21 protein-coding genes and 1 pseudogene are annotated in these 21,334 nt (G+C 62.8%); 11 read left to right on the forward strand and 11 right to left on the reverse strand.

The features are described 5' to 3' along the window. Positions 1-61 precede the first annotated feature (61 nt). Positions 62-457 carry a cupin domain-containing protein gene (locus EN955_RS18725; protein WP_024504148.1) on the reverse strand — a complete coding sequence of 132 codons (396 nt, stop codon included), beginning with the start codon at positions 455-457 and terminating at the stop codon, positions 62-64. A gap of 310 nt (positions 458-767) precedes the next feature. On the opposite strand from EN955_RS18725, the gene EN955_RS18730 reads away from it, so the two are divergent. Beyond that, a complete protein-coding gene (locus EN955_RS18730; RefSeq protein ID WP_024504149.1) occupies positions 768-2,819 on the forward strand; it encodes an elongation factor G in 2,052 nt (683 codons plus the stop codon). 721 nt (positions 2,820-3,540) lie between these two features. Next, positions 3,541-4,035, forward strand: a pseudogene (locus EN955_RS18735) (isoprenylcysteine carboxylmethyltransferase family protein); the annotation flags it as partial. A gap of 70 nt (positions 4,036-4,105) precedes the next feature. On the opposite strand, the gene EN955_RS18740 reads toward EN955_RS18735, so the two are convergent. Together EN955_RS18740 and trxB are read right to left on the reverse strand one after the other, a co-directional pair. Then, complete coding sequence (locus EN955_RS18740; protein ID WP_013530079.1) at positions 4,106-5,002, reverse strand: LysR family transcriptional regulator; 897 nt, start codon at positions 5,000-5,002, stop codon at positions 4,106-4,108. Positions 5,003-5,081: 79 nt separating this feature from the next. Beyond that, positions 5,082-6,056: a thioredoxin-disulfide reductase gene (gene trxB / locus EN955_RS18745; RefSeq protein WP_013530078.1), complete on the reverse strand. Its 975-nt coding sequence runs from the start codon at positions 6,054-6,056 to the stop codon at positions 5,082-5,084. 248 nt (positions 6,057-6,304) lie between these two features. Here trxB and EN955_RS18750 point away from each other — a divergent pair, with 248 nt between their 5' ends. Together EN955_RS18750 and EN955_RS18755 are read left to right on the forward strand one after the other, a co-directional pair. Beyond that, positions 6,305-6,784, forward strand: a complete 480-nt coding sequence (locus EN955_RS18750; protein WP_023809735.1) for an Lrp/AsnC family transcriptional regulator — start codon at positions 6,305-6,307, stop codon at positions 6,782-6,784. Positions 6,785-7,036: 252 nt separating this feature from the next. Next, positions 7,037-7,831, forward strand: a complete 795-nt coding sequence (locus tag EN955_RS18755) for a glycosyltransferase family 2 protein (protein WP_024504151.1) — start codon at positions 7,037-7,039, stop codon at positions 7,829-7,831. 105 nt (positions 7,832-7,936) lie between these two features. Here the strand turns inward: EN955_RS18755 and EN955_RS18760 are convergent, their stop codons facing one another. The 5 genes from EN955_RS18760 to EN955_RS18785 all read right to left on the reverse strand — a co-directional run bounded on the left by EN955_RS18760 (position 7,937) and on the right by EN955_RS18785 (position 12,113). Beyond that, positions 7,937-8,596 carry an HAD family hydrolase gene (locus EN955_RS18760; RefSeq protein ID WP_024504152.1) on the reverse strand — a complete coding sequence of 220 codons (660 nt, stop codon included), beginning with the start codon at positions 8,594-8,596 and terminating at the stop codon, positions 7,937-7,939. Further along, positions 8,589-9,161 (reverse strand): SIS domain-containing protein, encoded by a 573-nt coding sequence (locus EN955_RS18765; RefSeq protein WP_024504153.1) that lies wholly within the window; start codon positions 9,159-9,161, stop codon positions 8,589-8,591. The genes EN955_RS18760 and EN955_RS18765 overlap by 8 nt, the downstream gene beginning before the upstream one ends. Before the next feature lie 7 nt (positions 9,162-9,168). Beyond that, a complete protein-coding gene (gene rfaE1 / locus EN955_RS18770) occupies positions 9,169-10,662 on the reverse strand; it encodes a D-glycero-beta-D-manno-heptose-7-phosphate kinase (RefSeq protein ID WP_024504154.1) in 1,494 nt (497 codons plus the stop codon). A gap of 140 nt (positions 10,663-10,802) precedes the next feature. After that, entirely contained in the window at positions 10,803-11,435 is a 633-nt protein-coding gene (locus EN955_RS18775; protein WP_024504155.1) for a LysE family translocator, read from the reverse strand. A gap of 441 nt (positions 11,436-11,876) precedes the next feature. Next, complete coding sequence (locus EN955_RS18785; protein WP_024504156.1) at positions 11,877-12,113, reverse strand: type II toxin-antitoxin system Phd/YefM family antitoxin; 237 nt, start codon at positions 12,111-12,113, stop codon at positions 11,877-11,879. A gap of 149 nt (positions 12,114-12,262) precedes the next feature. Here EN955_RS18785 and rfaD point away from each other — a divergent pair, with 149 nt between their 5' ends. From rfaD to waaC, 3 genes are read left to right on the forward strand one after another with little or no spacing between them, the layout of a single operon-like run. Then, a complete protein-coding gene (gene rfaD, locus EN955_RS18790) occupies positions 12,263-13,219 on the forward strand; it encodes an ADP-glyceromanno-heptose 6-epimerase (protein WP_024504192.1) in 957 nt (318 codons plus the stop codon). Beyond that, the gene (waaF, locus tag EN955_RS18795; RefSeq protein WP_032899372.1) at positions 13,192-14,199 is read left to right on the forward strand and encodes a lipopolysaccharide heptosyltransferase II; all 1,008 of its coding nucleotides are present in this window, start codon (positions 13,192-13,194) and stop codon (positions 14,197-14,199) included. The genes rfaD and waaF overlap by 28 nt, the downstream gene beginning before the upstream one ends. After that, a complete protein-coding gene (waaC, locus tag EN955_RS18800) occupies positions 14,196-15,170 on the forward strand; it encodes a lipopolysaccharide heptosyltransferase I (protein ID WP_024504158.1) in 975 nt (324 codons plus the stop codon). The genes waaF and waaC overlap by 4 nt, the downstream gene beginning before the upstream one ends. A 239-nt stretch (positions 15,171-15,409) precedes the next feature. Here waaC and greA read toward each other — a convergent pair whose 3' ends face one another. Both greA and EN955_RS18810 read right to left on the reverse strand, forming a co-directional pair. Then, on the reverse strand, positions 15,410-15,883 hold the full coding sequence (greA, locus tag EN955_RS18805) for a transcription elongation factor GreA (RefSeq protein WP_013530066.1): 474 nt from the start codon (positions 15,881-15,883) through the stop codon (positions 15,410-15,412). 271 nt (positions 15,884-16,154) lie between these two features. Further along, the gene (locus EN955_RS18810) at positions 16,155-16,688 is read right to left on the reverse strand and encodes a tetratricopeptide repeat protein (RefSeq protein WP_024504159.1); all 534 of its coding nucleotides are present in this window, start codon (positions 16,686-16,688) and stop codon (positions 16,155-16,157) included. A gap of 143 nt (positions 16,689-16,831) precedes the next feature. Here EN955_RS18810 and EN955_RS18815 point away from each other — a divergent pair, with 143 nt between their 5' ends. From EN955_RS18815 to EN955_RS18830, 4 genes are all read left to right on the forward strand, one after another. Next, a complete protein-coding gene (locus EN955_RS18815) occupies positions 16,832-17,257 on the forward strand; it encodes a DUF3775 domain-containing protein (RefSeq protein ID WP_013530064.1) in 426 nt (141 codons plus the stop codon). 132 nt (positions 17,258-17,389) lie between these two features. Further along, positions 17,390-18,523 carry an extensin family protein gene (locus tag EN955_RS18820; RefSeq protein ID WP_050580482.1) on the forward strand — a complete coding sequence of 378 codons (1,134 nt, stop codon included), beginning with the start codon at positions 17,390-17,392 and terminating at the stop codon, positions 18,521-18,523. Between the two features lie 116 nt (positions 18,524-18,639). Continuing rightward, a complete protein-coding gene (locus tag EN955_RS18825) occupies positions 18,640-19,446 on the forward strand; it encodes an extensin family protein (RefSeq protein ID WP_013530062.1) in 807 nt (268 codons plus the stop codon). Between the two features lie 74 nt (positions 19,447-19,520). After that, the gene (locus tag EN955_RS18830) at positions 19,521-20,228 is read left to right on the forward strand and encodes an LssY C-terminal domain-containing protein (RefSeq protein ID WP_024504161.1); all 708 of its coding nucleotides are present in this window, start codon (positions 19,521-19,523) and stop codon (positions 20,226-20,228) included. An 11-nt stretch (positions 20,229-20,239) separates the two neighbouring features. Here EN955_RS18830 and EN955_RS18835 read toward each other — a convergent pair whose 3' ends face one another. Then, a complete protein-coding gene (locus tag EN955_RS18835; RefSeq protein WP_024504162.1) occupies positions 20,240-21,262 on the reverse strand; it encodes an NAD(P)-dependent alcohol dehydrogenase in 1,023 nt (340 codons plus the stop codon). Positions 21,263-21,334 lie beyond the last annotated feature (72 nt).

Genomic DNA, 21,334 nt, shown 5'->3' on the forward strand with positions numbered 1-21,334 from the left:
GTCGCCCTCTTCTGAAAATGTTGCGGCTGGAATAGAAGCCGGGTTCCTGCGGACTGAGCATTCAGCCGTCATATTGTTCCGATGTCACCGCTTCCAGCCAGTCGGCATGGACATCGTCGAGCGCCTCCTGCATGGCGATATGCGTCATCGCCGATTTCGGCGCCGCGCCATGCCAGTGTTTTTCGCCAGGCGCGAACGAGATGACGTCGCCCGCCCTGATCTGCTGGATCGGGCCGCCCCACGTCTGGGCAAGCCCGGCGCCCACCGTCACGTAGAGCGTCTGGCCAAGCGGATGCGTATGCCAGTGGGTGCGCGCGCCCGGCTCGAAGCTGACCAGCGTGGCTCGCAGCCGCGCCGGCGCCTCTTTCTCGATGATCGGCGTCTGCAGCACCCGGCCGGTGAAGTATTTTTCCGGCGCGATGACGGTCGGCACGCTGCCGCAGGCAATGATCTTCATGGGTCGATGGTCCTTCAAAACAGCGGGCGACGGGTCGCCAGCTTCAGTTTCCGCCGATATCGGCCGACGTGCAACAGCTTCCGGCTGCCAGCCCCCTATATGGCCAGCACGGGTCCACGGCCGAGCAAAGGATTTCTATTTTCCTTGCCCTGCCGGCAAACAAGTGGGACGATGGCTTTGGGCAGGTGGACTTGAAAAGAACCCCGCCCGCGACGGTCGAACAGGCCGGCCGCCGCTCAGGACCGATTGACCACGCCTGAACCATGCATGCCAGTCGGTCCTACGGGAAACGCCTGAGTGGAGGTCAGTCATGGGTACTCGCGCCGGAGGACGACGCACGGGACCGAAATGCATTGCCATAGTCGGTCCCTTCGCAAGCGGTAAGACGACACTTCTCGAAGCCATATTGGCCCGTACGGGCTCAATTCCCCGACAAAATCCCGTTTCATCAGGCAACACCGTTTCAGATCATTCGCCCGAGGCGCGCGCCCACGCCATGAGCGTCGAGGCGACGATCGCCACCACCGAATTCATGGGCGAGCAGATCACCTTCGTCGACTGTCCCGGCTCCATCGAATTCTCTTTCGAAGCCGAACCGGTGCTGACCGCCTGCGACCTCGCGGTGGTCGTGGCCGAGGCCGATGAAAAGAAGATCCCTGCCCTGCAACTGATCATGCGCAAGCTCGACGATCTCGGCGTGCCGCGCATCCTGTTTCTCAACAAGGTCGACAAGGCAATCACCGGCGTGCGCGACACGCTGAAGATGCTGCAGCCGGCCAGTGCCGTGCCATTGCTGCTGCGCCAGATTCCGCTGCGCAAGGACGGCGTCGTCATTGGTTCGATCGACCTGGCGCTGGAGCGCGCCTACATCTATCGCGAATATGCCGAAAGCGAGGTGGCGCAGATTCCCGGCGACGAGAAGGCGCGCGAGCTCGAAGCGCGTTTCTCGATGCTGGAGACGCTGGCCGACCATGATGACCAGTTGATGGAACAGCTGCTCGAGGAGATCGAACCGCCCAAGGACGCGATCTTCGACGATCTCGCCGCCGACCTGCGCGACGGCGCGGTGACCCCGGTGCTGATCGGCACCGCCGAGAAAGGCAACGGCGTGCTGCGTCTCCTGAAGGCGATCCGCCACGACGCGCCTGACATCGAGGCGACCCGCAAGCGGCTCGGTGCACCCGACGGCGCGGCTACCCTGGTCCAGGTGATGAAGACCATCCACACCTCGCATGGCGGCAAGCTGTCGGTGTCGCGCATCCTCTCCGGCCAGGTCGTCGACGGTTCCGAACTCTGGCTGCCCGGCGGCGACACGGCCAAGGTTTCCGGCATCTACCGGATGCTCGGCAAGGACCAGTCCAAGCTCTCCATCGCCAAGGCCGGCGATACGGTCGCGCTGGGCAAGCTGGACGAGGTCAAGACCGGCCAGACGCTGAGTTCGGCCAAGGGCGGCATCAAGCCGCTCGTCCAGTTCGAGCCGCCGCAGCCGGTCTTCGCCTTCGCGCTCCGTCCCAAGGAGCGCAAGGACGAAGTGAAGATGTCGGCTGCCATCCAGCGGCTGGCCGAGGAGGACCCCTCGCTCAGCCTGCGCCACAACCAGGACTCGGCTGAAACCGTGCTGTCGGGCCATGGCGAGATGCATCTGCGCGTGGTGCGCGAGCGGCTGGAAGGCAAGAACCAGATACCGGTCGAAGGCCATCCGCCGGCGGTGCCCTATCGCGAGACGATCCGCAAATCGGCGCAACAGCGCGGCCGTCACAAGAAACAGTCCGGCGGACATGGCCAGTTCGGTGACGTGGTGATCGAGATCAAGCCGCTGCCGCGCGGCTCCGGCTTCGAGTTCACCGACACCATTACCGGCGGCGTCGTGCCCAAGACCTACATCCAGTCGGTCGAGACCGGGGTGCGCGACTATCTGAAATCCGGGCCGCTGGGCTTTCCGGTCGTGGATGTCGCAGTCAACCTGTCGGACGGCTCCTACCATGCGGTCGATTCCTCCGACATGGCCTTCCAGATGGCGGCCAGGCTGGCAATGAAGGAAGGCATGGCCGCGTGCTTGCCGGTGCTCCTGGAGCCTGTGATGAAGGTCGAGATCGTCACACCCTCCGACGCCACCTCGAAGATCATCGCTCTCATCCCGCAACGGCGCGGCCAGATACTCGGCTACGACGCGCGGCCTGGCTGGCCAGGATGGGATGTCGTCGAGGCAACCATGCCGCAAGCCGAGATCGGCGACCTGATCATCGAGTTGCGCTCGGCGACCGCGGGCGTCGCCAGCTACCGTGCCGTCTTCGACCACATGGCCGAACTCACCGGCCGTCTGGCCGACGAGGCGATGAACACCAACGGCAAGGCTGCCTGATGGCGTAGCGTTCCTCTCGAACCTGATTCGAGGGGGACAAAAGAAAACGACGTCCGGCGGGGACCGGACGTCGTTTTGTTCGCGGACCGTTTCCTTGGGAGGTAAAACGGCAGGTCCGCCGCATTTGGTGCCGCCGAGTTCGGCGGAAAAAACGGTTCGGACGCGGTAGCCGCCTGAGCCCGGGCCGTACGAGTGATGCCCCCATCTCCCGTCCGAACCACACCGCGTCCTATGATCCACATAGCAGGTCGCGGGCGTCCGGGCTATGTTACCAGAGGTTACATGTCACCGTTACGTGGCAATTGTGATGGAATTTTTTGCCGGCCCAGCAGAGCACAGGCAACAAAAAAGCCGGATCAATGAAGATCCGGCTGAGTTTGATTGGAGTGCCTGTTAAGGCTAACCTCCAGAGGGGAACACTCGAGGGCGCTAATGGGAGGAGAACGCACCCAGGAGATGATCTATATATGTGCTCATCATGCCCAAGAAACAAGCATCTATTTTGCAACACACGCATGCAAAAAGGCGCAGGCTGTGGTCTAACCCATTCCAGAAGCCAATAGGACCAACAGAATCGTCGAAATGGGCCGCCGAATCGGGCAATTGCAACTACAGAATCGCCGATCTCGCTGGCTTTCGGCTCAAAATGCCAAAACCGGGCAATGATGTGGAAGCAGGCAGCAGGCGTGCATTTCTGAGGCAATCGGGGAGGAAGCAGCCAATGCGGACGTTTTCGGCGATCGCCGGCAGTGCGGCCTTCTTCATCGCGACGCCCTGCGTGGTTGCCGGGCTGGTGCCCTGGCTGTTGACCGATCGCTGGGGCTTGCCGTGGTCTGGTCTGCCGGGCTTTGTCCCTGTCGGCGGGCTTCTGATCGCCGTCGCGATCGCAGCACTGCTGCATGCCTTCGGTCGATTCGCGCTTGAGGGCCTCGGCACGCCCGCTCCGGTCGCGCCAACCGAGAGGCTGGTGATCGGCGGCATCTACCGTCATGTCCGCAACCCGATGTATGTCGCCGTGCTGTCGATCATCCTCGGCCAGGCATTGCTGTTCTCGAGCTGGACGCTGGCCGCTTATGCGGTCATCGGCGCGATCGCCATGGGCTCTTTCGTGCGGTTCTACGAGGAGCCGACTTTGGCTCATCGGTACGGCGCCGAATACGACGCCTACCGCCGCAACGTACCCGGCTGGTTGCCTCGACTGTCGCCCTGGCGGGGGTTAGGTGAAACCGGCAGCGCCGTCTCAGGGCATGTTGAGGCTCAGGTCGGGCCAGGCAATCGACATGTCCTTAGAATGACCAGCTTCTCGCCTTGGCGATGATAAAGTCCCGGAACACGTGCAGCTTGGCCTGGTTCTTCATCGCGTCCGGATAAGCAAAATAGGTGTCGAAAGACGGCACCTCGGTCTCTGGCAGCAGCTGCACGAGGTCGGAGTCCTTGCTGATCACATAGTCGGGCAGCATGGCGATACCGGCACCGCCCTGCACCGCCCGCTTGATCGACAATATGTCGTTGATCTGCAGCGTCGGCACTCTTTGTCCGCCTTCGAAATCACCGACCGTTTCCAGCCAGTTCAGCTCCGACAGATGCGACGGCACCGGCACGCCGAAGGTGACGATGCGATGGGCCTTCAGCTCGGCGACGGAAGACGGCCTGCCATGCTTGGCGACATAGGATGGGGCCGCGTAGAGGTGGAAATGCACGGTGAACAGGCGGCGCTGGATCAGGTCCGGCTGCTGCGGCTGGCGCAGCCGAATGGCGCAATCGGCCTGGCGCATGGTGAGATCGAGCTCCTCGTTGGCGAGGATCAACTGCAGGCTGATTTCAGGATAGAGTTCGATGAATTCCTGCACCCGCTCGGTTAGCCAGCCGGCGCCCAGCCCCACCGTCGTCGTTACCCGCAGCACGCCCGACGGGCGATCCTTGGTCTCGGTCAGCCGGGACTTGATGGTCTCCAGCTTCATCAGCACGTCATGCGCCGTGCGAAACAGCATCTCACCCTGCTCGGTCAACACCAGCCCGCGGGCGTGGCGGTTGAACAGCGGCACGCCGACATCATGCTCGAGCGCGCTGACCTGCCGCGAGATCGCCGATTGTGACAGATGCAATGTCTCGGCCGCATGGGTAAACGACCCCGCCTCCGCCGCAGCGTGAAACACGCGTAGCTTGTCCCAGTCCAACGCCATGATTCCCCTCGTTCTGTTTTGGCGTCTGAATGAAAAATCAGGCTTTTACACGGCGTTTCTAAGCCGCTCTCTGAACTCTCTACTCGGCCGCTTCGCGATGCACTTCGATGCCGGCCAGATACTTCTCCGCCTCGAGTGCGGCCATGCAGCCAAGCCCCGCTGCCGTCACCGCCTGGCGGTAGATATCGTCGGTCACATCGCCGGCCGCGAACACGCCCGGCACATCGGTGCGGGTCGAATCCGGCGCCGTCCACAGATAGCCGTTCGGCTTCTGCTTGAGCTTGCCGGCGAACAGTTCAACCGCCGGCGCATGGCCGATGGCCACGAACACGCCGTCGATCTTGAGGTGCGACACCTCGCCGGTCACCGCATGCTTGAGCTTCAGCCCTTCGACCGAGGGCGGCAGCGGCGTCTTGCCGGGCCGACCGGTGATCTCGTCGACGATCGTGTCCCAGATGACGCGGACATTGTCCTTCTTCAGAAGCCGCTCGCGCAGGATACGTTCGGCGCGAAAATCGCTGCGCCTGTGGATGACCGTCACGCTCTTGGCGAGATTGGACAGATAGAGCGCCTCTTCCACCGCCGAATTGCCGCCGCCGATCACCGCGACATCCTTACCCCGGTAGAAGAAGCCGTCACAGGTGGCGCAGGCCGAGACTCCAAAACCCATAAAGTCCTGCTCGGTCGGGATGCCCAGCCATTTCGCTTGCGCGCCGGTCGCGATGATCAGCGCGTCGGCGGTGTAGGTGGTGCCGGAATCGCCCTTGGCACGGAACGGTCGCACGTTGAGGTCGACCTCGGTGATGATGTCGTTGATGATGTCGGTGCCGACATGCTCGGCCTGTTTCAGCATCTGCTCCATCAGCCACGGACCCTGGATCGGGTCGGCGAAGCCGGGATAGTTCTCGACATCGGTGGTGATCATCAACTGCCCGCCCTGCTGCAGGCCGGCGACCAGCATCGGCTTCAGCATGGCGCGGGCGGCGTAGACCGCCGCCGTATAGCCGGCCGGGCCGGAACCGATGATGAGAACGGGCGCGTGCTTGGTGGTCATCTAAAGCCTCTGCGGAGGGCTGCCGGCAATTGCGGCATGGAAAACTCGATCATTGTCGCGCGTAATGTAAGTGTTGCCCACGACGCCAGCAAGGCAAGTTGGAGTTCGTCCCCGGAAAGCTTTGTCACACCCTGTCGCCCGCGGATCCCGCGAAATATTCCGGCGAAGGATGGAATGGACAGCGAAGTCGTTTAATTACAAAATCACGCAAGATTCTTGCGTGTTGCCCCTCATGATCGAGAGCCCTCATGCCGCTCAAGGCCGACCTCGACGCCATCGACTGGAAGATCCTGCGCGAATTGCAGGGCGACGGCCGCATGACCAATGTCGAACTGTCGAACCGCGTCGGCATTTCGGCACCGCCATGCCTGCGCCGCGTCAAGCGCCTGGAGGAAGCCGGCATCATCCGTGGCTACCGCGCTCTGCTCAACGCACCAGCGCTCGGCCTTGATGTCGTTGCCTTCTGCCTGGTCGGCCTGCATCATCAAGCCGATGCCGAGCTGCGCATCTTTGCCGAGCGCACCCGCGGCTGGCCGATCGTACGCGACGCCTGGATGGTGTCGGGCGAATCCGATTTCCTCCTGCATTGCGTGGCGAGCGACCTCGGCGCCTTCCAGACCTTCGTCATCGAGGAACTGACCTCGACCCCGAATGTCGACACGGTGCGCACAGCGCTCACCATCCGCCGGGTCAAGGACGAAGGCTTGGTCTCGTTCGCACAGCCTTGAGCCGGTGAACCGCAACCGGCTTTCGCCGATGCGGCTTGAACGCCTCGCCATATCAGCGCCGCTTTGGCGTTCGATAGGCACTTCTGTGAAGCCGGATGTCCTGCCGTAGCCACCTTGCTGGTTTCCTAGAGCAATTCCAGAAAAAGTGTGTAACGGTTTTCCTGGGAAAAGCGCATAGCGCTTTCGGGATTGCGTAAAACAGGTGGCGCAGGGCAGCCCAATTCCGAGAACAGTGTGCCGTGGGGTGGGACGATGACTCGATTTTCTAGCCCGGTTTCGGCGCTGGTCATCTGCATGAATGAGGCCGACATGATCGGCGAGTGCCTGGAAAGCGTCGATTTCTGCGCCGAGATCATCGTCGTCGATTCAGGCTCGACGGACAGCACTCTGGACGTCGTCAATGCGTTCATCGCCAAAGGCTACCCGATAAGGGTGTTTCACAATGACTGGTCGGGTTTCCCGCGCCAGCGGCAGTTCGCGCTCGACCATGCCAGGCAACCGTGGTGCCTTTCGATCGATCCCGACGAGCGCGTCGACGATTCACTGCGCCAAGCCATCGTGGCGGCCACGCAGACCGCCAACAACGGCATCGACGGCTGGTACATTCGCCGCCGCGACTGGCTGAAAGGCTATGGCTATGCGCATCGCTGGGTGCTCCACAACCGGCTTCTACGGCTGTTTCGCCGGGAAGTCGCCACCATGGACCTCACCTCGCGGGTCCATGAATCCTTCATTGTGCCGGGCGAGACCCGCACGATCGAAAGCGGCGTGTTGCTGCATCGCCGCGAGATATCCGTCAATGACGACCTTGCCAGGGCCAATACCTATTCCGGCCTCAAGGTCGCCACGCTGGTCGAGAGAGGCAAGAAGCCCGGCCTGGTACGGCTGGTGCTGTCGCCTTTCGGCAACTTCCTGAAGTTCTACCTGGCCAAGCGCTACTTCCTATGCGGTCGGCACGGCTTCATCTACTCGATGTCGGTGATGATCTATTCCTATGCCACCGAGGCCAAACTGTATGAGGCTTCGCAAGACAAGGAGCGGGCCTAGAGCATTTCACCGTTTCACGGAAACGGCGATCTGCTCTAACCCTTTGTTTTAACGCAATTCTAGACGGAAAATCGTTCACACTTTTCCTAGAATTGCTCTAATCTATCACCGCTCGCCCGGCGCGGCACCGAGTGCCGCTATTGCGGCGAGCAAGCCATCGAGATCGCCCTGGCCCCGTAGCGGCCAAGTCTCGAATCCTCCTTGACTGGACTGTTCGCCGTCCACCAGCCAGCCCTGCGAGAGGCCGGCGCGTTGTCCCGCCTCCATGTCGGCCTCCTTGTCGCCGACGATCAGCGAACGCCGCAGATCGAGCCCGAGGCGCCTGGCCGCCTCCAGCAGCATGCCCGGATTGGGCTTGCGCATCGGATGATCTGCGGCCGCGAGCGGGCCGGAGCCCGCCTCGTGATAGGCGCAGGCAAGGACCATGTCGACGAACGCATTGTCGGCGCGTAGCAGTTCGAGCACGCGGCCATTGACGGCGGCGAAATCGCTCCAGCCGAAATAGCCGCGCGCGATGCCGGACTGGTTGGTGACGACGATGACGGGAATGCCGGCCCCGTTGGCGGCGGCTATCACCGCGGCTATATCCGCGCGCAGCACCATTTCGGCAGGATCATCCGGATAGCCCGTATCGATATTGATGGTGCCGTCGCGATCGAGGAACAGCGCCGGCGAGCCGGCGGCGAACACCTTTGAGCCGACCTGCTCGACCCACAGGCCCGGCTCAGCCAGCGGATAGCGGCCAGAGGTCGTGGGATCAGCCATTGCTGAGGCGCGCTTCGACCACCTCGCACAGATGATGATAAAGGCACAGATGCCCCTGCTGGATGATCGGCGTCGAGGTCGACGGAACGTTGAGCAGGATATCGGACAGAGGCTTCAGCTTGCCGCCGGTATCGCCGGTCATGCCGATCACCGTCATGTCCATCCTCCGTGCCTGTTCGGCGGCGGCGAGGATGCTCGGCGAATTGCCGCTGGTCGAGATTGCCAGAAGCACGCCGCCGGCCGCGCCATGCGCCTCGACCTGGCGCGAAAACACCGTGTCGAAGCCATAGTCGTTGCCCCAGGCGGTCAGCACCGCCGCATTGGCCGGCAGCGCGATGACATTGTAGGCCTTGCGCTCCTTGAGAAAGCGGCCGACCAGTTCGCCGGCAATGTGGATGGCGTCGCTGGCCGAGCCGCCATTGCCGGCGATGAGCAAGGCCTTCCCCGACGAAAGCGCCGTCACCACCGCGCTCGCTGCCCGCTCCATCTCACCGGTCAGGTCCCGTTCGACCATGGCTGATATGGCAGCCGCCGAGCGGACAAGGTAATCGTTCAAGTCGGACATGAAACCCTCAGTTTGTGGTGCCGCCGGCGCGCAATTTGCCAATGGTGTTGGTGGTGCTCTTTCCAGCGACGAGATCGACCAGCACGACGCGTCCGCCGGCCTTCTGCACCACATCGGCGCCGACCACGGTATCGACCGTGTAATCGGCGCCCTTGACCAGTATGTCGGGCAGCAGCGCTTCGATCAGCGCCAGCGGCGTATCTTCCTCAAACACCACGACCGCGTCGACCGAGGCGAGTGCTGCCAGCACGCAGGCGCGGTCGTGCTGGTCGTTGACCGGCCGGCCGGCGCCCTTCAGGCGCCGCACCGAGGCATCGCTGTTGAGGCCGAGCACCAGCCGGTCGCACTGGCTTCGCGCCGCGTGCAGCAAGCTGACATGGCCGGCATGCAGGATGTCGAAGCAACCATTGGTGAAGCCGACGCTCAGGCCCTCTTCCTTCCACGCCGCCACCATGCGGGCGGCCGATGTGGCGTCGAGGATGGCGTCCTTGTGGGCGGTCGGCCCATGTGAACGGAACAGCGCGCCGGTGAGTTCCTCGACCGTCAGTCGCGCGGTGCCGCGTTTTCCCACAACGACGCCACCAGCGGCATTGGCGATCGAAGCGGCCATGACCGTATCGGCGCCTACGGCCAGCGCCAGCGCGAAGCTCGCGATCACCGTATCGCCGGCGCCCGAAACGTCGAACACTTCGCGCGCCTGGGTGGCGATGTGGCGCGCCTCGTCGGGACCGACCACGCTCATGCCCTTTTCGCTGCGCGTCGCAACGACGAAATCGAAACCATGTGCCGAAATCAGCTGGCGCGCGGCAGCCACGATCTCGTCATCGGCGAACACCGCATGGCCGACGGCCTCGCCGAGTTCCTTGCGGTTGGGGGTGATGGCGGTCGCCCCGGCATAGCGCGCGTAATCGCGGCCCTTCGGGTCGACCAGCACCGGCTTTCCAGCCTCGCGGCAGATGGCGATCAAGTCGCCGGCGACGCCGTCGAGCAGGATGCCTTTGCCGTAATCGGACAGGATGACGATGTCGGCGTGCGCCAGCGCGGCGCGGAAATGGCGGATCAGGCCGGCTCGCTCCGCGGCGCCGAGCGGCTTGATCTCCTCTTCATCGAAACGCAGCACCTGCTGGTTGAGCGCGCTGAAGCGGCTTTTGGATGATGTCATGCGACCACGCTCCTGCGCGAGGCCCGCCGTATCGGCGCCAAGTTCCCGCAGCATCCGCACCAGACTGTCGCCCGCCAGATCGGCGCCGATCACGGAAACGGGGACAGCGGCAGCGCCGAGCGAAACGATGTTGGCCACGACATTGCCGGCGCCGCCCATGGTCGAGGTCTCGCCGCGCCCATGCAGCACCGGGATCGGCGCTTCCGGCGAGATCCGCTCGATGACGCCGTTGACGAAACGATCGAGGATGAAGTCGCCGACCACCAGCACGGTGGCTTGGCCGAACCGCGCAATGGCGCGGTGCAATGGTTCTGGAGAAGGCGGATTGTGCTTGATCATGTCACTGGCAACGCGAGGGTAAGGCAAATCTCAATCGTGATGAAAATTGTCAATTTACGGGCCGGATCGTTCATGCCTGCCGATATACCGCAAATCCACGCAGCGCAACGTCAGGACATGACCCGCGACTGTCCGATGCGTCAGCTCTTCTGCAGGGCAACATGGACGCCCAGCCCGACCAGCACCGCCCCTCCCGCCCGCTGCATCAGCCGCTGGGCGCGGCTCGAACGCCGCAGGCGGCCGATCACGGCACCCGCCAGGAACACGCAGACGATATCGGCCGAGGAGAACATCAGATTGACTATCGTGCCGAGCACGACGAACTGCAGCCAGACCGGAAACGCCGCCGAGGCGTCGATGAATTGCGGCAGGAACGCCATGAAGAAGATCGCTGTCTTCGGATTGAGCACCTCGACGGTGATGCTCTCGAAAAAGGCGCGCCGCGCCGATTTGCGCTCGATCGCGGGCAGCGCCGCATCGCCGTCCGCGCGCTTGCGAAACAGCGAGATGCCAAGCCAGATCAGATAGAGCGCACCGACCAGCTTGACCGCCAGGTAGAGCGTCGGCACGGCATGAAACAGCACCGACAGCCCGGCGGCCGCGGCGAAAACATGCACGTAGCCGCCCAGATGAATGCCCAGCGCCGCCGTCAGGCCGGACCAGCGGCCGCGCGCCATCGTCTGCGCGGCGGCATAGAGCATGGCCGGGCCTGGAATGTAGGCGAAGATCGCCGTGGTGGCGAAAAACGCGATGAGCAGTTCGGTCGATGGCATTTTGGGTCCCTCACGATCGTGCTCTGCCCTGTCGATTCAGTCCGCGCGCGGGATGCTTTGGACTGACCCGTGCGGACAACCGCAGTAAAAGCGAACATAATTTTCTTGTGAAATGACGGGCTGAACGCGCCAATTCGCGCACCCGGCTCGAAATAGGCCGACGCTTCCAGGATATCATGATTGTACTCGTCGACCATGACCCAAAGGGGCATAGGATCGAGGCCCGCACGGTGGCGTTCAATTTCCGGGATGCTGACTGCAACGCGATCACGACCCGGCTGTGTGGAAGTGATTGCAAGTATGAAGAGGTTGGTACCCCCGGCTTTCCCAGAAAGGACAGCCACAAAGGCCACAGGCCGTGACTTCCGACCTTCGGTCTCGCCGTCTCCGTGTTGGCGATGCCAAAGATATGGATATCGCCAGACGTCCGCAGCAGCGGGTTTAATCACGGTCCAATTCCGCGGCGTACTCCTCGAGCATCTCGACATGTTCGGTCGGGGCGTCCTTCGCAGCGTAGACGCGGCGGCTGTCGTTGCCGAAGCGCGCTTCGTAGGCCTCGATGCTCATCAGGACGTATCTCGGCTTGTTGTGGCGAGTGATGGAGACCGGCTGCTGGCTGGCAGCTGCAAGCACATCTCCAAGATTCTGTTTCAGATCGGTCGACGGATAGTTTTTCATGGGATATCCTGTTTTGTCCATAATAGACAAAATGGACAAAACAGACAAGCGCATAAAATGGCAGGACAGGCGCATGCACCTGGCTTTGTCGACAGCCCGGCTAGCCTCCCCTATAAGGACCGGAATCGCAAAGCAACCAGAGGTCCTTCATGATCATCGTCACGGGCGGCGCCGGCATGATCGGCTCCAACATCGTCGCCGCGCTGAATGCCGAAGGGCATGACGACATCCTCGTCGTCGACGACCTTACCGACGGTCACAAGATCGTCAATCTTGCCGATCTCAAGATCGCCGACTATCTCGACAAGGACGATTTCCTGCCCCGCATGGAGGCCGGCTCGCTCGGCCGCATCGAGGCCGTGTTCCACCAGGGCGCCTGCTCGACCACCACCGAGTGGAACGGCAAATTCATAATGGAGGTGAATTACGCCTTCTCGAAACGGTTGCTGCATGCAAGCCAGACTTTGCGCGTGCCTTTCCTTTATGCCTCCTCGGCTTCCGTCTATGGCGGCGGCTCGGAGTTCCTCGAGGATCCCGCGTTGGAACGGCCGCTCAACGTATACGCCTATTCCAAGAAGCTGTTCGACGACTATGTCAGGCGAACCGTGTTCGCCGGGCAGGCCGACCATTCACAGGTCGTGGGCTTGCGCTACTTCAACGTCTATGGCCCGCGCGAAGCGCACAAGGGCGCCATGGCCTCCGTCGCCTTCCATCTGTTCAACCAGGTCGAGCGAGGCGAGAACCCGAAACTGTTCGGCGCCTATGACGGGTTCGGACCCGGCGAACAAAGCCGTGACTTCATCCATGTCGGCGATGTCGCCGACGTCAATCTGTGGCTGTGGAAACGGGGCTCAAGCGGCATCTTCAATTGCGGCACCGGCCGTGCCCAGCCCTTCCGCGCCATCGCCGAAACGGTGATCGACACGTTGGGTAAAGGGGAGATTGAATTCATCCCCTTTCCCGACCATCTCAAGGGCAGCTACCAGAGCTTTACGCAAGCTGATATGTCCCGTTTGCGCGCGGCCGGTTACAATGGCCAATTCCGGACAGTGGAAACCGGTGTCAGAGACTATGTCGAATGGCTGAAAGCCCAACGATCCTCGTGATCGGCCCACGCTGGGTGGGCGACATGGTGATGGCGCAGTGCCTGTTTTCGGCGCTGAAGGAGTTGCATCCCAACGCCGGCATCGATGTGCTGGCGCCGGCCTGGGCAGCACCCCTGGTCAAGCGCATGCCCGAAATCCGCCAGCAGATCGATTTTCCGCTCAAACCCGGCGCGCTCGAATTCACCCATCGCCGCCGCTTCGGCCGCCTGCTGCGCGGCCGCTACGACATGGCCTATATCCTGCCGGGCAGCTGGAAGTCGGCGCTGATTCCGTTCTTTGCCCGGATTCCGCGCCGTGTCGGCAATCTGCGCGAGATGCGCTATGGCCTGCTGACCGACATCGTGCCATTGCCCGACAGCATCAAACGACGCACCGCGCAGGCCTATTTCGGCCTTGCCCAAGGCGGTAGTTTCCGGGCGCCCCGGCTTAGCGTGGACACGAAAAACCAGGTCGACCTGCTCGGCCGTTTCGGGCTGGCGCCGCAGAAATTCGTGGCCCTGATGCCCGGCGCGGAATTCGGCCCTGCCAAGCGCTGGCCCAGCGAAAGCTATGCCGGGCTTGCCAGCGGCTTCATGGGCAAAGGCTTGAAGGTTGCGCTGTTCGGCTCGAAGAACGACCGCGACGTGACGGCGGAGATTGCAGCCCTGGCCCCCGGCGTCGTCGACCTCGCCGGACAGACGCGGCTGGAGGACGCCATCGACCTGATATCCGCCGCCAGGCTGGCTGTGTCCAATGACAGCGGACTGATGCATGTCGCGGCCGCCGTCGGCACGCCGATCGTCGCCGTCTACGGCTCGACCTCGCCCGAAAACACGCCACCGCTGGCGGAGCGCCGCGAGCTGGTCTGGCTCGGCCTGTCGTGCTCGCCCTGCCACCAGAAGGTCTGTCCGCTCGGCCACCTCAACTGCCTGAAGACGCTGGAAGTCGGCCAGGTCGCGGCAGCGGCGGACCGGCTGCTGGAAATTCCGGCCGCGGCATGAAGGTGCTGATCGTCAAGACGTCGTCGATGGGCGATGTCATCCACACCTTTCCGGCGGTCGAGGATGCCCGTCGCCACCGCCCGGACCTGACCTTCGACTGGTGCGTCGAAGAGGCATTCGCCGGAATCGTCGCGCTTCACCCGGCGATCGACAAGATTCATACGGTGGCGATCCGGCGCTGGCGCAAGGCGCTGCTTGACGGCGCCACCTGGCGCGAGGCGGCCGCCCTGCGCCGCACCTTGCGCAATTGCCGCTACGATCTGGTCATCGACGCGCAAGGCCTGCTGAAATCGGCCCTGGTGGCAAGACAGGCGGGCTCACCCATTGCCGGCTTCGACCGTTCGAGCGCGCGCGAACCCTCAGCGACGCTGTTCTACGATGCCACGTATGCCGTCCCGCGCGACCTCCACGCCATCGAACGGACGCGGCGGTTGTTTGGCCTGGCGCTCGCCTATCAACCCGATCTTTCGACGCTGGACTCCGGCATCGTGCCGCCCGCCGGCACCCTGGCGGGCACTTCTGGAAAAACCGCCTTCCTGCTGCACGGAACCAGCCGCGAAGACAAGAAATGGCCGGCCGAAGACTGGATCGGAACCGCCCGCCTCCTGATTGAGCGGGGGATGACGCCGGTCACGACCTGGTCGAACGAGCGTGAGAAAACCGTAGCCGAGGCAATCGCAGGCGCCGTGCCGTCAACGATCGTGGTACCGAAATCGCCGCTGTCCGAAATCGCCGCGACTATCGGCGGCTCGACGCTGGTTATCGGCGCCGACACCGGGCTGACCCATCTTGCCAGTGCCTTTGGCCTGCCGACGGTCGCAATTTTCCTGGCAACAGAGCCGGGTCTGACCGGCCCGCGCGGACGCTACGCATCGACACTGCTGGCCTCGCATGGGGGGCGTGTTGTGCCGGTGGAGGTAGTGGCGGAAGCAGAAAAGCTATTGGCACTTAAACTACAAGCGCCGGCATAGGACCTTTCAGAATTCGCTCTGGCGAGTCGAATAGCGTGGTTCTTCGAGAACCGGAGCGGCGCGTACTTAAAGTACGTGAGCACCGGAAGCGCAGAAAACCGCCCGCGCATGACCCCGAAAATCGTGATTGATTTTCGGAAAGGGATCATGCGCTAACTGAAAATCCTACAGCGTCCTTTGCGCGTCCGAGAGGACGCGCGGCGCTGTAGTCGGCCGCCACAGTAGAATTATCAAAGGTCCTAGATGAACTGCACCTGGACGATCTCATACCCCCTGGCGCCGCCAGGCGCGTTGACCTCGATGGCATCGCCGACTTCCTTGCCGATGAGCGCACGCGCGATCGGCGAGGAGATCGAGATGCGGCCGGACTTCACGTCCGCCTCCTGGTCGCCGACGATCCGGTAGGTCTTCTTTTCCTCTGTGTCCTCGTCGACCAGCACCACGGTGGCGCCGAACTTGATCTTGTCGCCGCTGAGCTTGCTGACGTCGATCACCTCGGCGCGCGCAATATAATCTTCAAGCTCGTTGACGCGGCCCTCGTTGAGGCTCTGCGCCTCTTTGGCGGCATGATATTCGGCATTTTCGGACAGGTCGCCATGCGAGCGCGCTTCGGAGATCGCCTCGATGATGCGCGGCCGCTCTTCCTGCTGGCGCCAGCGCAGTTCTTCCTTCAATGACGCGAACCCCTCGCCTGTCATCGGGACCTTGTTCATGATGCCTGCCTTTCCTGCTGCCACCCCCGCGTATCGGGGAAAGCCTTGTCGATGGGTACAAAAAGAAAACGGGTCCGGCAGCCTCGAGCTTACGGAACCGTTTCACCGCAATTTCCCTGAATATAGCAATGTCAGCGGGTTTTTCACGCCCAAAAATCGGTTTTGCTAAAATCATCCCCGTTTTCATCAGTCGGGGGCGATGAATGAGACCGGGGGCAACAAAAAACGGCCGCGATCGCTCGCGGCCGCTTGGAAGAGCCCTGGGATCTTTTCAGCTTCTCATGAAATGGTCGATCTGCTCGGCCAGCATGCCATATTCACGCGAACCCTTGCCGGTCCGCTTCTCGATTTCCATCAACTGCTGCTGGGCGCCGGCCAGATCGCCGATCTGCAGATGCGCTTCGCCGAGATATTCGCGCACCAGCGTGTAGTTCGGATCGATGCGCAGCGCTTCCTCGTAATAGCCGAGGCCGACGGTGACGCGGCCGGAATGGCGGTGCGAATAGCCGAGATAGTTGAGGATGCGCGGATCCTGCTTGTTGGCGGCGAGGCTGAGCACGGCAATCGCCTCGTCATAGCGCCCGGCCATCGCCAGCGCGTGGCCTGCATCATAGATGCTGTCGTCGTCGAGCATGCCTTCCTGGGGCGCGACGCACTTTTTCTTCTTCTTGTCCCAGACCTGGCCCTTCTTGCACTGGGTGACGGTTTCGTCACTGCCGCCGCTGCCGGCGGCGTACACGGGAACAGCGAGGAACTGCAGCGCGAGAAGCGCGGTCGCAGCCTGGATCAGCATTCTTTTATGCATCGAAACCTCCTGGAGGGGTGAGAATGCAATACTAACGCCGGTCGGCTTGCGTTTCATCCCGGAAAATTGCGGGCGGGAGAACATCAGGTGACGGATGCCGCAAATCCGCTATCATCCGGCAAACGACCTGAGGGAGACGGCCCTTGCAGCGGCGGCTTGAAAAGGACTGGGAGCTTTCGATCGGCCCCGACACGGTGCGCCTGTTCATCCTCAAGGCCAAAGCACTGAGTGCGGCCGTCAATGAAGACTATGCCGATGGCGCCGAGCACGAGGTCGAACTCGACGGCGAGTCCCATGTCAACCATCACCATGACGGCCTTGCCGAGGAAAGCTCCGAGAACCTGACCGAAGAAGAGCTACGCGAGCTGATCAACGACCTCAATGTCGATGAAGCAGCCGAGCTGATCGCGTTGGCCTGGGTCGGTCGCGGCGACTACGACGCCACCGAATGGGCGGACGCGCTGGCCGCCGCGCGCGAACGCGCCAACAAGCGCACCGCGAAATACCTGCTTGGCATGCCGCTGCTCGCCGACTGGCTGGAGGAAGGGCTGGAAGCGATCGGTGCGTAACGGAGCGGTTACCGTTCGTGATGCGGCCAAGGCAACCACCTTGCGTCGGCGCCGTTGAGGGCGATGGGGTCGATCGTCTTTTCCCGAATATGCAGGATTGCGTTGACCGTGGCCGTCACGGCCTTGCTGGTGATGCCGGTCGAGGCGAGACATCGCCATCGGCATCATAAGCCCCCGACGCCGCGGGTCGAGCAGCCGCTGACACCACGAGCCGACCAGCCCCTGAAACCAAGGGGCGGAAAGCGTTTGAAACCACGGCGCCACCGGCAGGTCACGCCAAAGCAGACACAGCAGAAAACGCAGACATCGCTGCCCTCGCCTGCCGATGTTCCCGTGCCCGAACCCGGCACTCCGATAACCCAACCCGGCATTCCGGTGCCCGAACCACGCCCGGCGGACGCACCAAAGGCTGAAGCTGCAAAGACCGAGGAGCAAAAGCGCGTAGGGCCGAAAGCCGCGGAAGCGCCCGACCGTTTCAAGGAAGAAAAATCCCACCAGGAAAAGCAGGCACGTCCCGAGCCATTGGCTCCGGAGCCATCAACCGGGGAAAACGAGCCGGAGCCGCCGGACGTCGCGCCAACGCCGACACGAAAGCCTGACATTGCAGAACCCGAGGCCCAGCCGCCAACCGTCGCCCCGCAGCCACCGCAAAAGCCGGCGGACGCGGACGAGGAGAAGATGCTGCCCGATCCGCGCTCGGCCGACGTGCCAGATGAAAAAATGCCGGCCGAGGAAGTCGCATGCCGCGAACGGCTAAAGACGCTCGGCGTCGAATTCGAAGAGCACAAGGCGGAAAGCCAGCCCGAAATCGGCTGTTCGATTCCCTACCCCATCGTGCTGAAGACCCTTGGAAAGTCGATCGCGATTGCCCCCGGAACCGAGCTCAACTGCAAGATGGCCGAGGCAACGGCGCATTTTGCCGCCGATGTCATCCAGCCGGCGGCGAAAGCCGAATTCGGTGCGGACCTGAAATCGATCGGCCAGGCATCGGCTTTTGTCTGCCGGCCACGCAACGGCACACGAAAACTGTCGGAACACGCGTTCGGCAACGCGCTCGACATCGCCAGCTTCACGCTGTCGGACGGCAAGAAGATCGAGGTCGGCCCGGCGCCGCCGGAGAAAGACGCCAAATTCCTCAACAATGTTCGCAAGGCCGCCTGCGGACCCTTCAAGACGGTGCTCGGCCCAGGCGCCGACGCCGATCATTCCCTGCATTTCCATCTCGATCTCGAACCGCGCCGTCATGGCGGAACGTTCTGCCAGTGATCATGGCTGATCCAGGCCGCGTGCCGCAATTCGGCCGCAGGCATGAACGCGGACGCTGAGTTTTCCTTTACCCTTGATCGTTAAAATGCCGGATATCCATCAACGGGATTCCGCCAATGGCCGGCAAATTTCGGGCCGTGTTTTTCGCCACCGCGCGCCAGTCAAAATATGCAGCAATGCTGACCGCCGGTCTGGCGCTGGCGGCGCTTTCCGCCTGCAACACCGGCAGTGTGCTGTCGCTGCAGCCGGCCGTCGACGTCGGCGCGCAGACGGCTGCCGTGCCGCAATATGCCGGCATGCAGAAGCTTGTCCCTTCCAATCCGTACATGACGCAGGCCGCTTATCCGCGCATGGACGAGCCGATGTCGCCCGTCGAGCAGATGCCGGCCAGCGAAACCGACTGCCGTCAGCAATTGAAGCGCCTCGATGTCGCCTACACCGACCTGGCGCCGATCCATGAAGGCCAGTGCGGCATCGATTATCCGGTCAAGGTCTCGGCCATCGGCAACATCCAGATGAAACCCGCCGCAACCCTGACCTGCGACATGGCAGCTACCTTTGCCGGCTGGACGAAGAACGAACTCGTTCCCTCCGCCCGCTGGCGTTATTTCTCCGGCGTCAAGACCATACACCAGGGCTCCAGCTATTCCTGCCGCCGGATTGCCGGCGAAGGCGTCCTGTCCGAACACGGCAAGGGCAATGCGCTCGACGTCATGAGCATCGAGCTCAACAATGGCGACGACATCGACGTGCGCAAGCCCGGCCTGTTCGCCTTCCGCACCCGCGGCTTCCTCAACAATGTGCGCGCCGACGGCTGCCAGTACTTCACCACCGTGCTCGGCCCCGGCTACAATTACGACCACCGCAACCATTTTCATTTCGACATCAAGAACCGCAAGAACGGTTATCGCGCCTGCCGTTAGATCGGTGCCGGGTATCCTTTGCCTGAATGCCATGACAACGCCTAATGTGATGCCGGAACATTTGAGCGGCATTCATGAGTCAACGAAGCGTTCGGCGACGCATTATGATCTGGACGGCGACCTTGTTGGCCGCGTATCTGGCGCTCGCCTATTTCGCCGCACCGGAATTCTGGACGTTCCGCGATCGAGGTTTTCGCACGCATCGCTTCGAGATGCTGACGCACACGCCGCAAGGCATTCCGGGCGACCCGATCAATGTCGGCCTTGTCGGCACGCAGAAGGAGGTGGTCCACGCCTTTGCCGTCGCCGGCTGGGACACCGCCGACGCCGTCACCCTGAAGACCGCGATCGAGATCGGTGAAAGCGTGCTGTTCGACCACCCCTATCCCGATGCGCCGGTCAGCAGGCTGCTGTTCGATGGCCGTGCCCAGGATCTCGCCTTCGAAAAGCCGGAGGGCATCAGCGCCGACCGACGGCATCATGTCCGCTTCTGGCAGACCGATGCAAGCGGCGACGATGGCCGGCCGCTGTGGCTGGGCTCGGCCAGCTTCGATCGCGGCGTCGGCTTCAGCCACGACACCGGCGCCGTCACCCACCATATCGGCCCCGACATCGACGCCGAGCGCGATTTCCTGATGCGCGACCTGGCCACTGCCGGCATGCTGCTCTCGACCAGCGACATATCGGGCGTCGGCGCCACCAAGGCGGGACGCAATGGCGGCGGCGATCCCTATTTCACGGACGGCGAGGCAATTGTCGGCGTGTTGAAGCAGTTGCCATGACATCGCAAAAGTCAGGTCGTGGTGATCACGATCTTGCCGAACGGCCCTTTCTCCAGATGTTGCAAGGCCTGCGGCACCTCATCGAAGCCAAAAACCTTGTCGATGACCGGCTTGATCGCCAGCGCCTCGATCGCCTGATTCATGCGCTCGAAAGCACGGCGATGGCCGATCGACAGGCCCTGCACGGTGATGCGGTTGCGCATGAAGGGCAGGATGGGAAAGCTGAGCTCCATCGCGCCCAGCAGGCCGATGATCGACAGCCGGCCGTCGGCGGCCAGCGCGTTCAGAGATCGCCTTGCATTGTCGCCGCCGACCATTTCCAGCACGTGGCTCACGCCCAGCCCGTTCGTCAGCTCACGCGCGGCATCGTCCCAGGCCGGTTGCGTGCGGTAGTTGATCCCTTGCCAGGCGCCAAGCTTTCTCGCCCGCTCAAGCTTTTCATCACTGCTTGAGGTGACGATGGCGCGCAGGCCGAACGCAGTGGCGAACTGCAGCGCAAACAGCGACACGCCGCCGGTGCCCTGGATCAGAATGGTCTGACCCGGCACCGGTTTGGTCGCCTCGGCCATGGCGAACCAGGCCGTCAGCGCCGCGATCGGCAATGTCGCGGCCTCGATGTCGCCGAGCGACGGCGGCGCCAGCACCGCGGCGTCCTCGCCGAAGATGACATGATCGGAAAGCATACCCGACAGCGACGACCCCAGCGTGTGCTTATGCAGCACCGGCGGTGCGTCGCCATCCGGCCAATCGGCGATCACCTGGCCAAGCACGCGCTGGCCGACCTGAAAGCGGCTGACCGCACTGCCGACGGCCACCACTTCGCCCACCGCGTCGGATGTCGGCACGAAGGGAAAGGCAAGGTCGGGGATCAGCACGCCGTCCACGATCATCTTGTCCTTGTAGTTGAGCGATACGGCCTTGGTCCGCACCAGCAAATCGTGCGGCCCTGGCTCGGGCACCTTGCCTTCCACCTGGCTTAGCCTGGACAGGCCAAAACCGCTCATCTGCCAGGATCTGTTGATTGGGGTGCTCATGTCGTCTCGCGCTCCGTGCATTGATGCCAGGCGAGACATTTATGCCTTTCGACTATAGAAAATAGTGCTTCC

The sequence above is a fragment of the Mesorhizobium sp. M7A.F.Ca.CA.001.04.2.1 genome, from assembly GCF_003998485.1.
Taxonomy (GTDB): Bacteria; Pseudomonadota; Alphaproteobacteria; order Rhizobiales; family Rhizobiaceae; genus Mesorhizobium; species Mesorhizobium ciceri.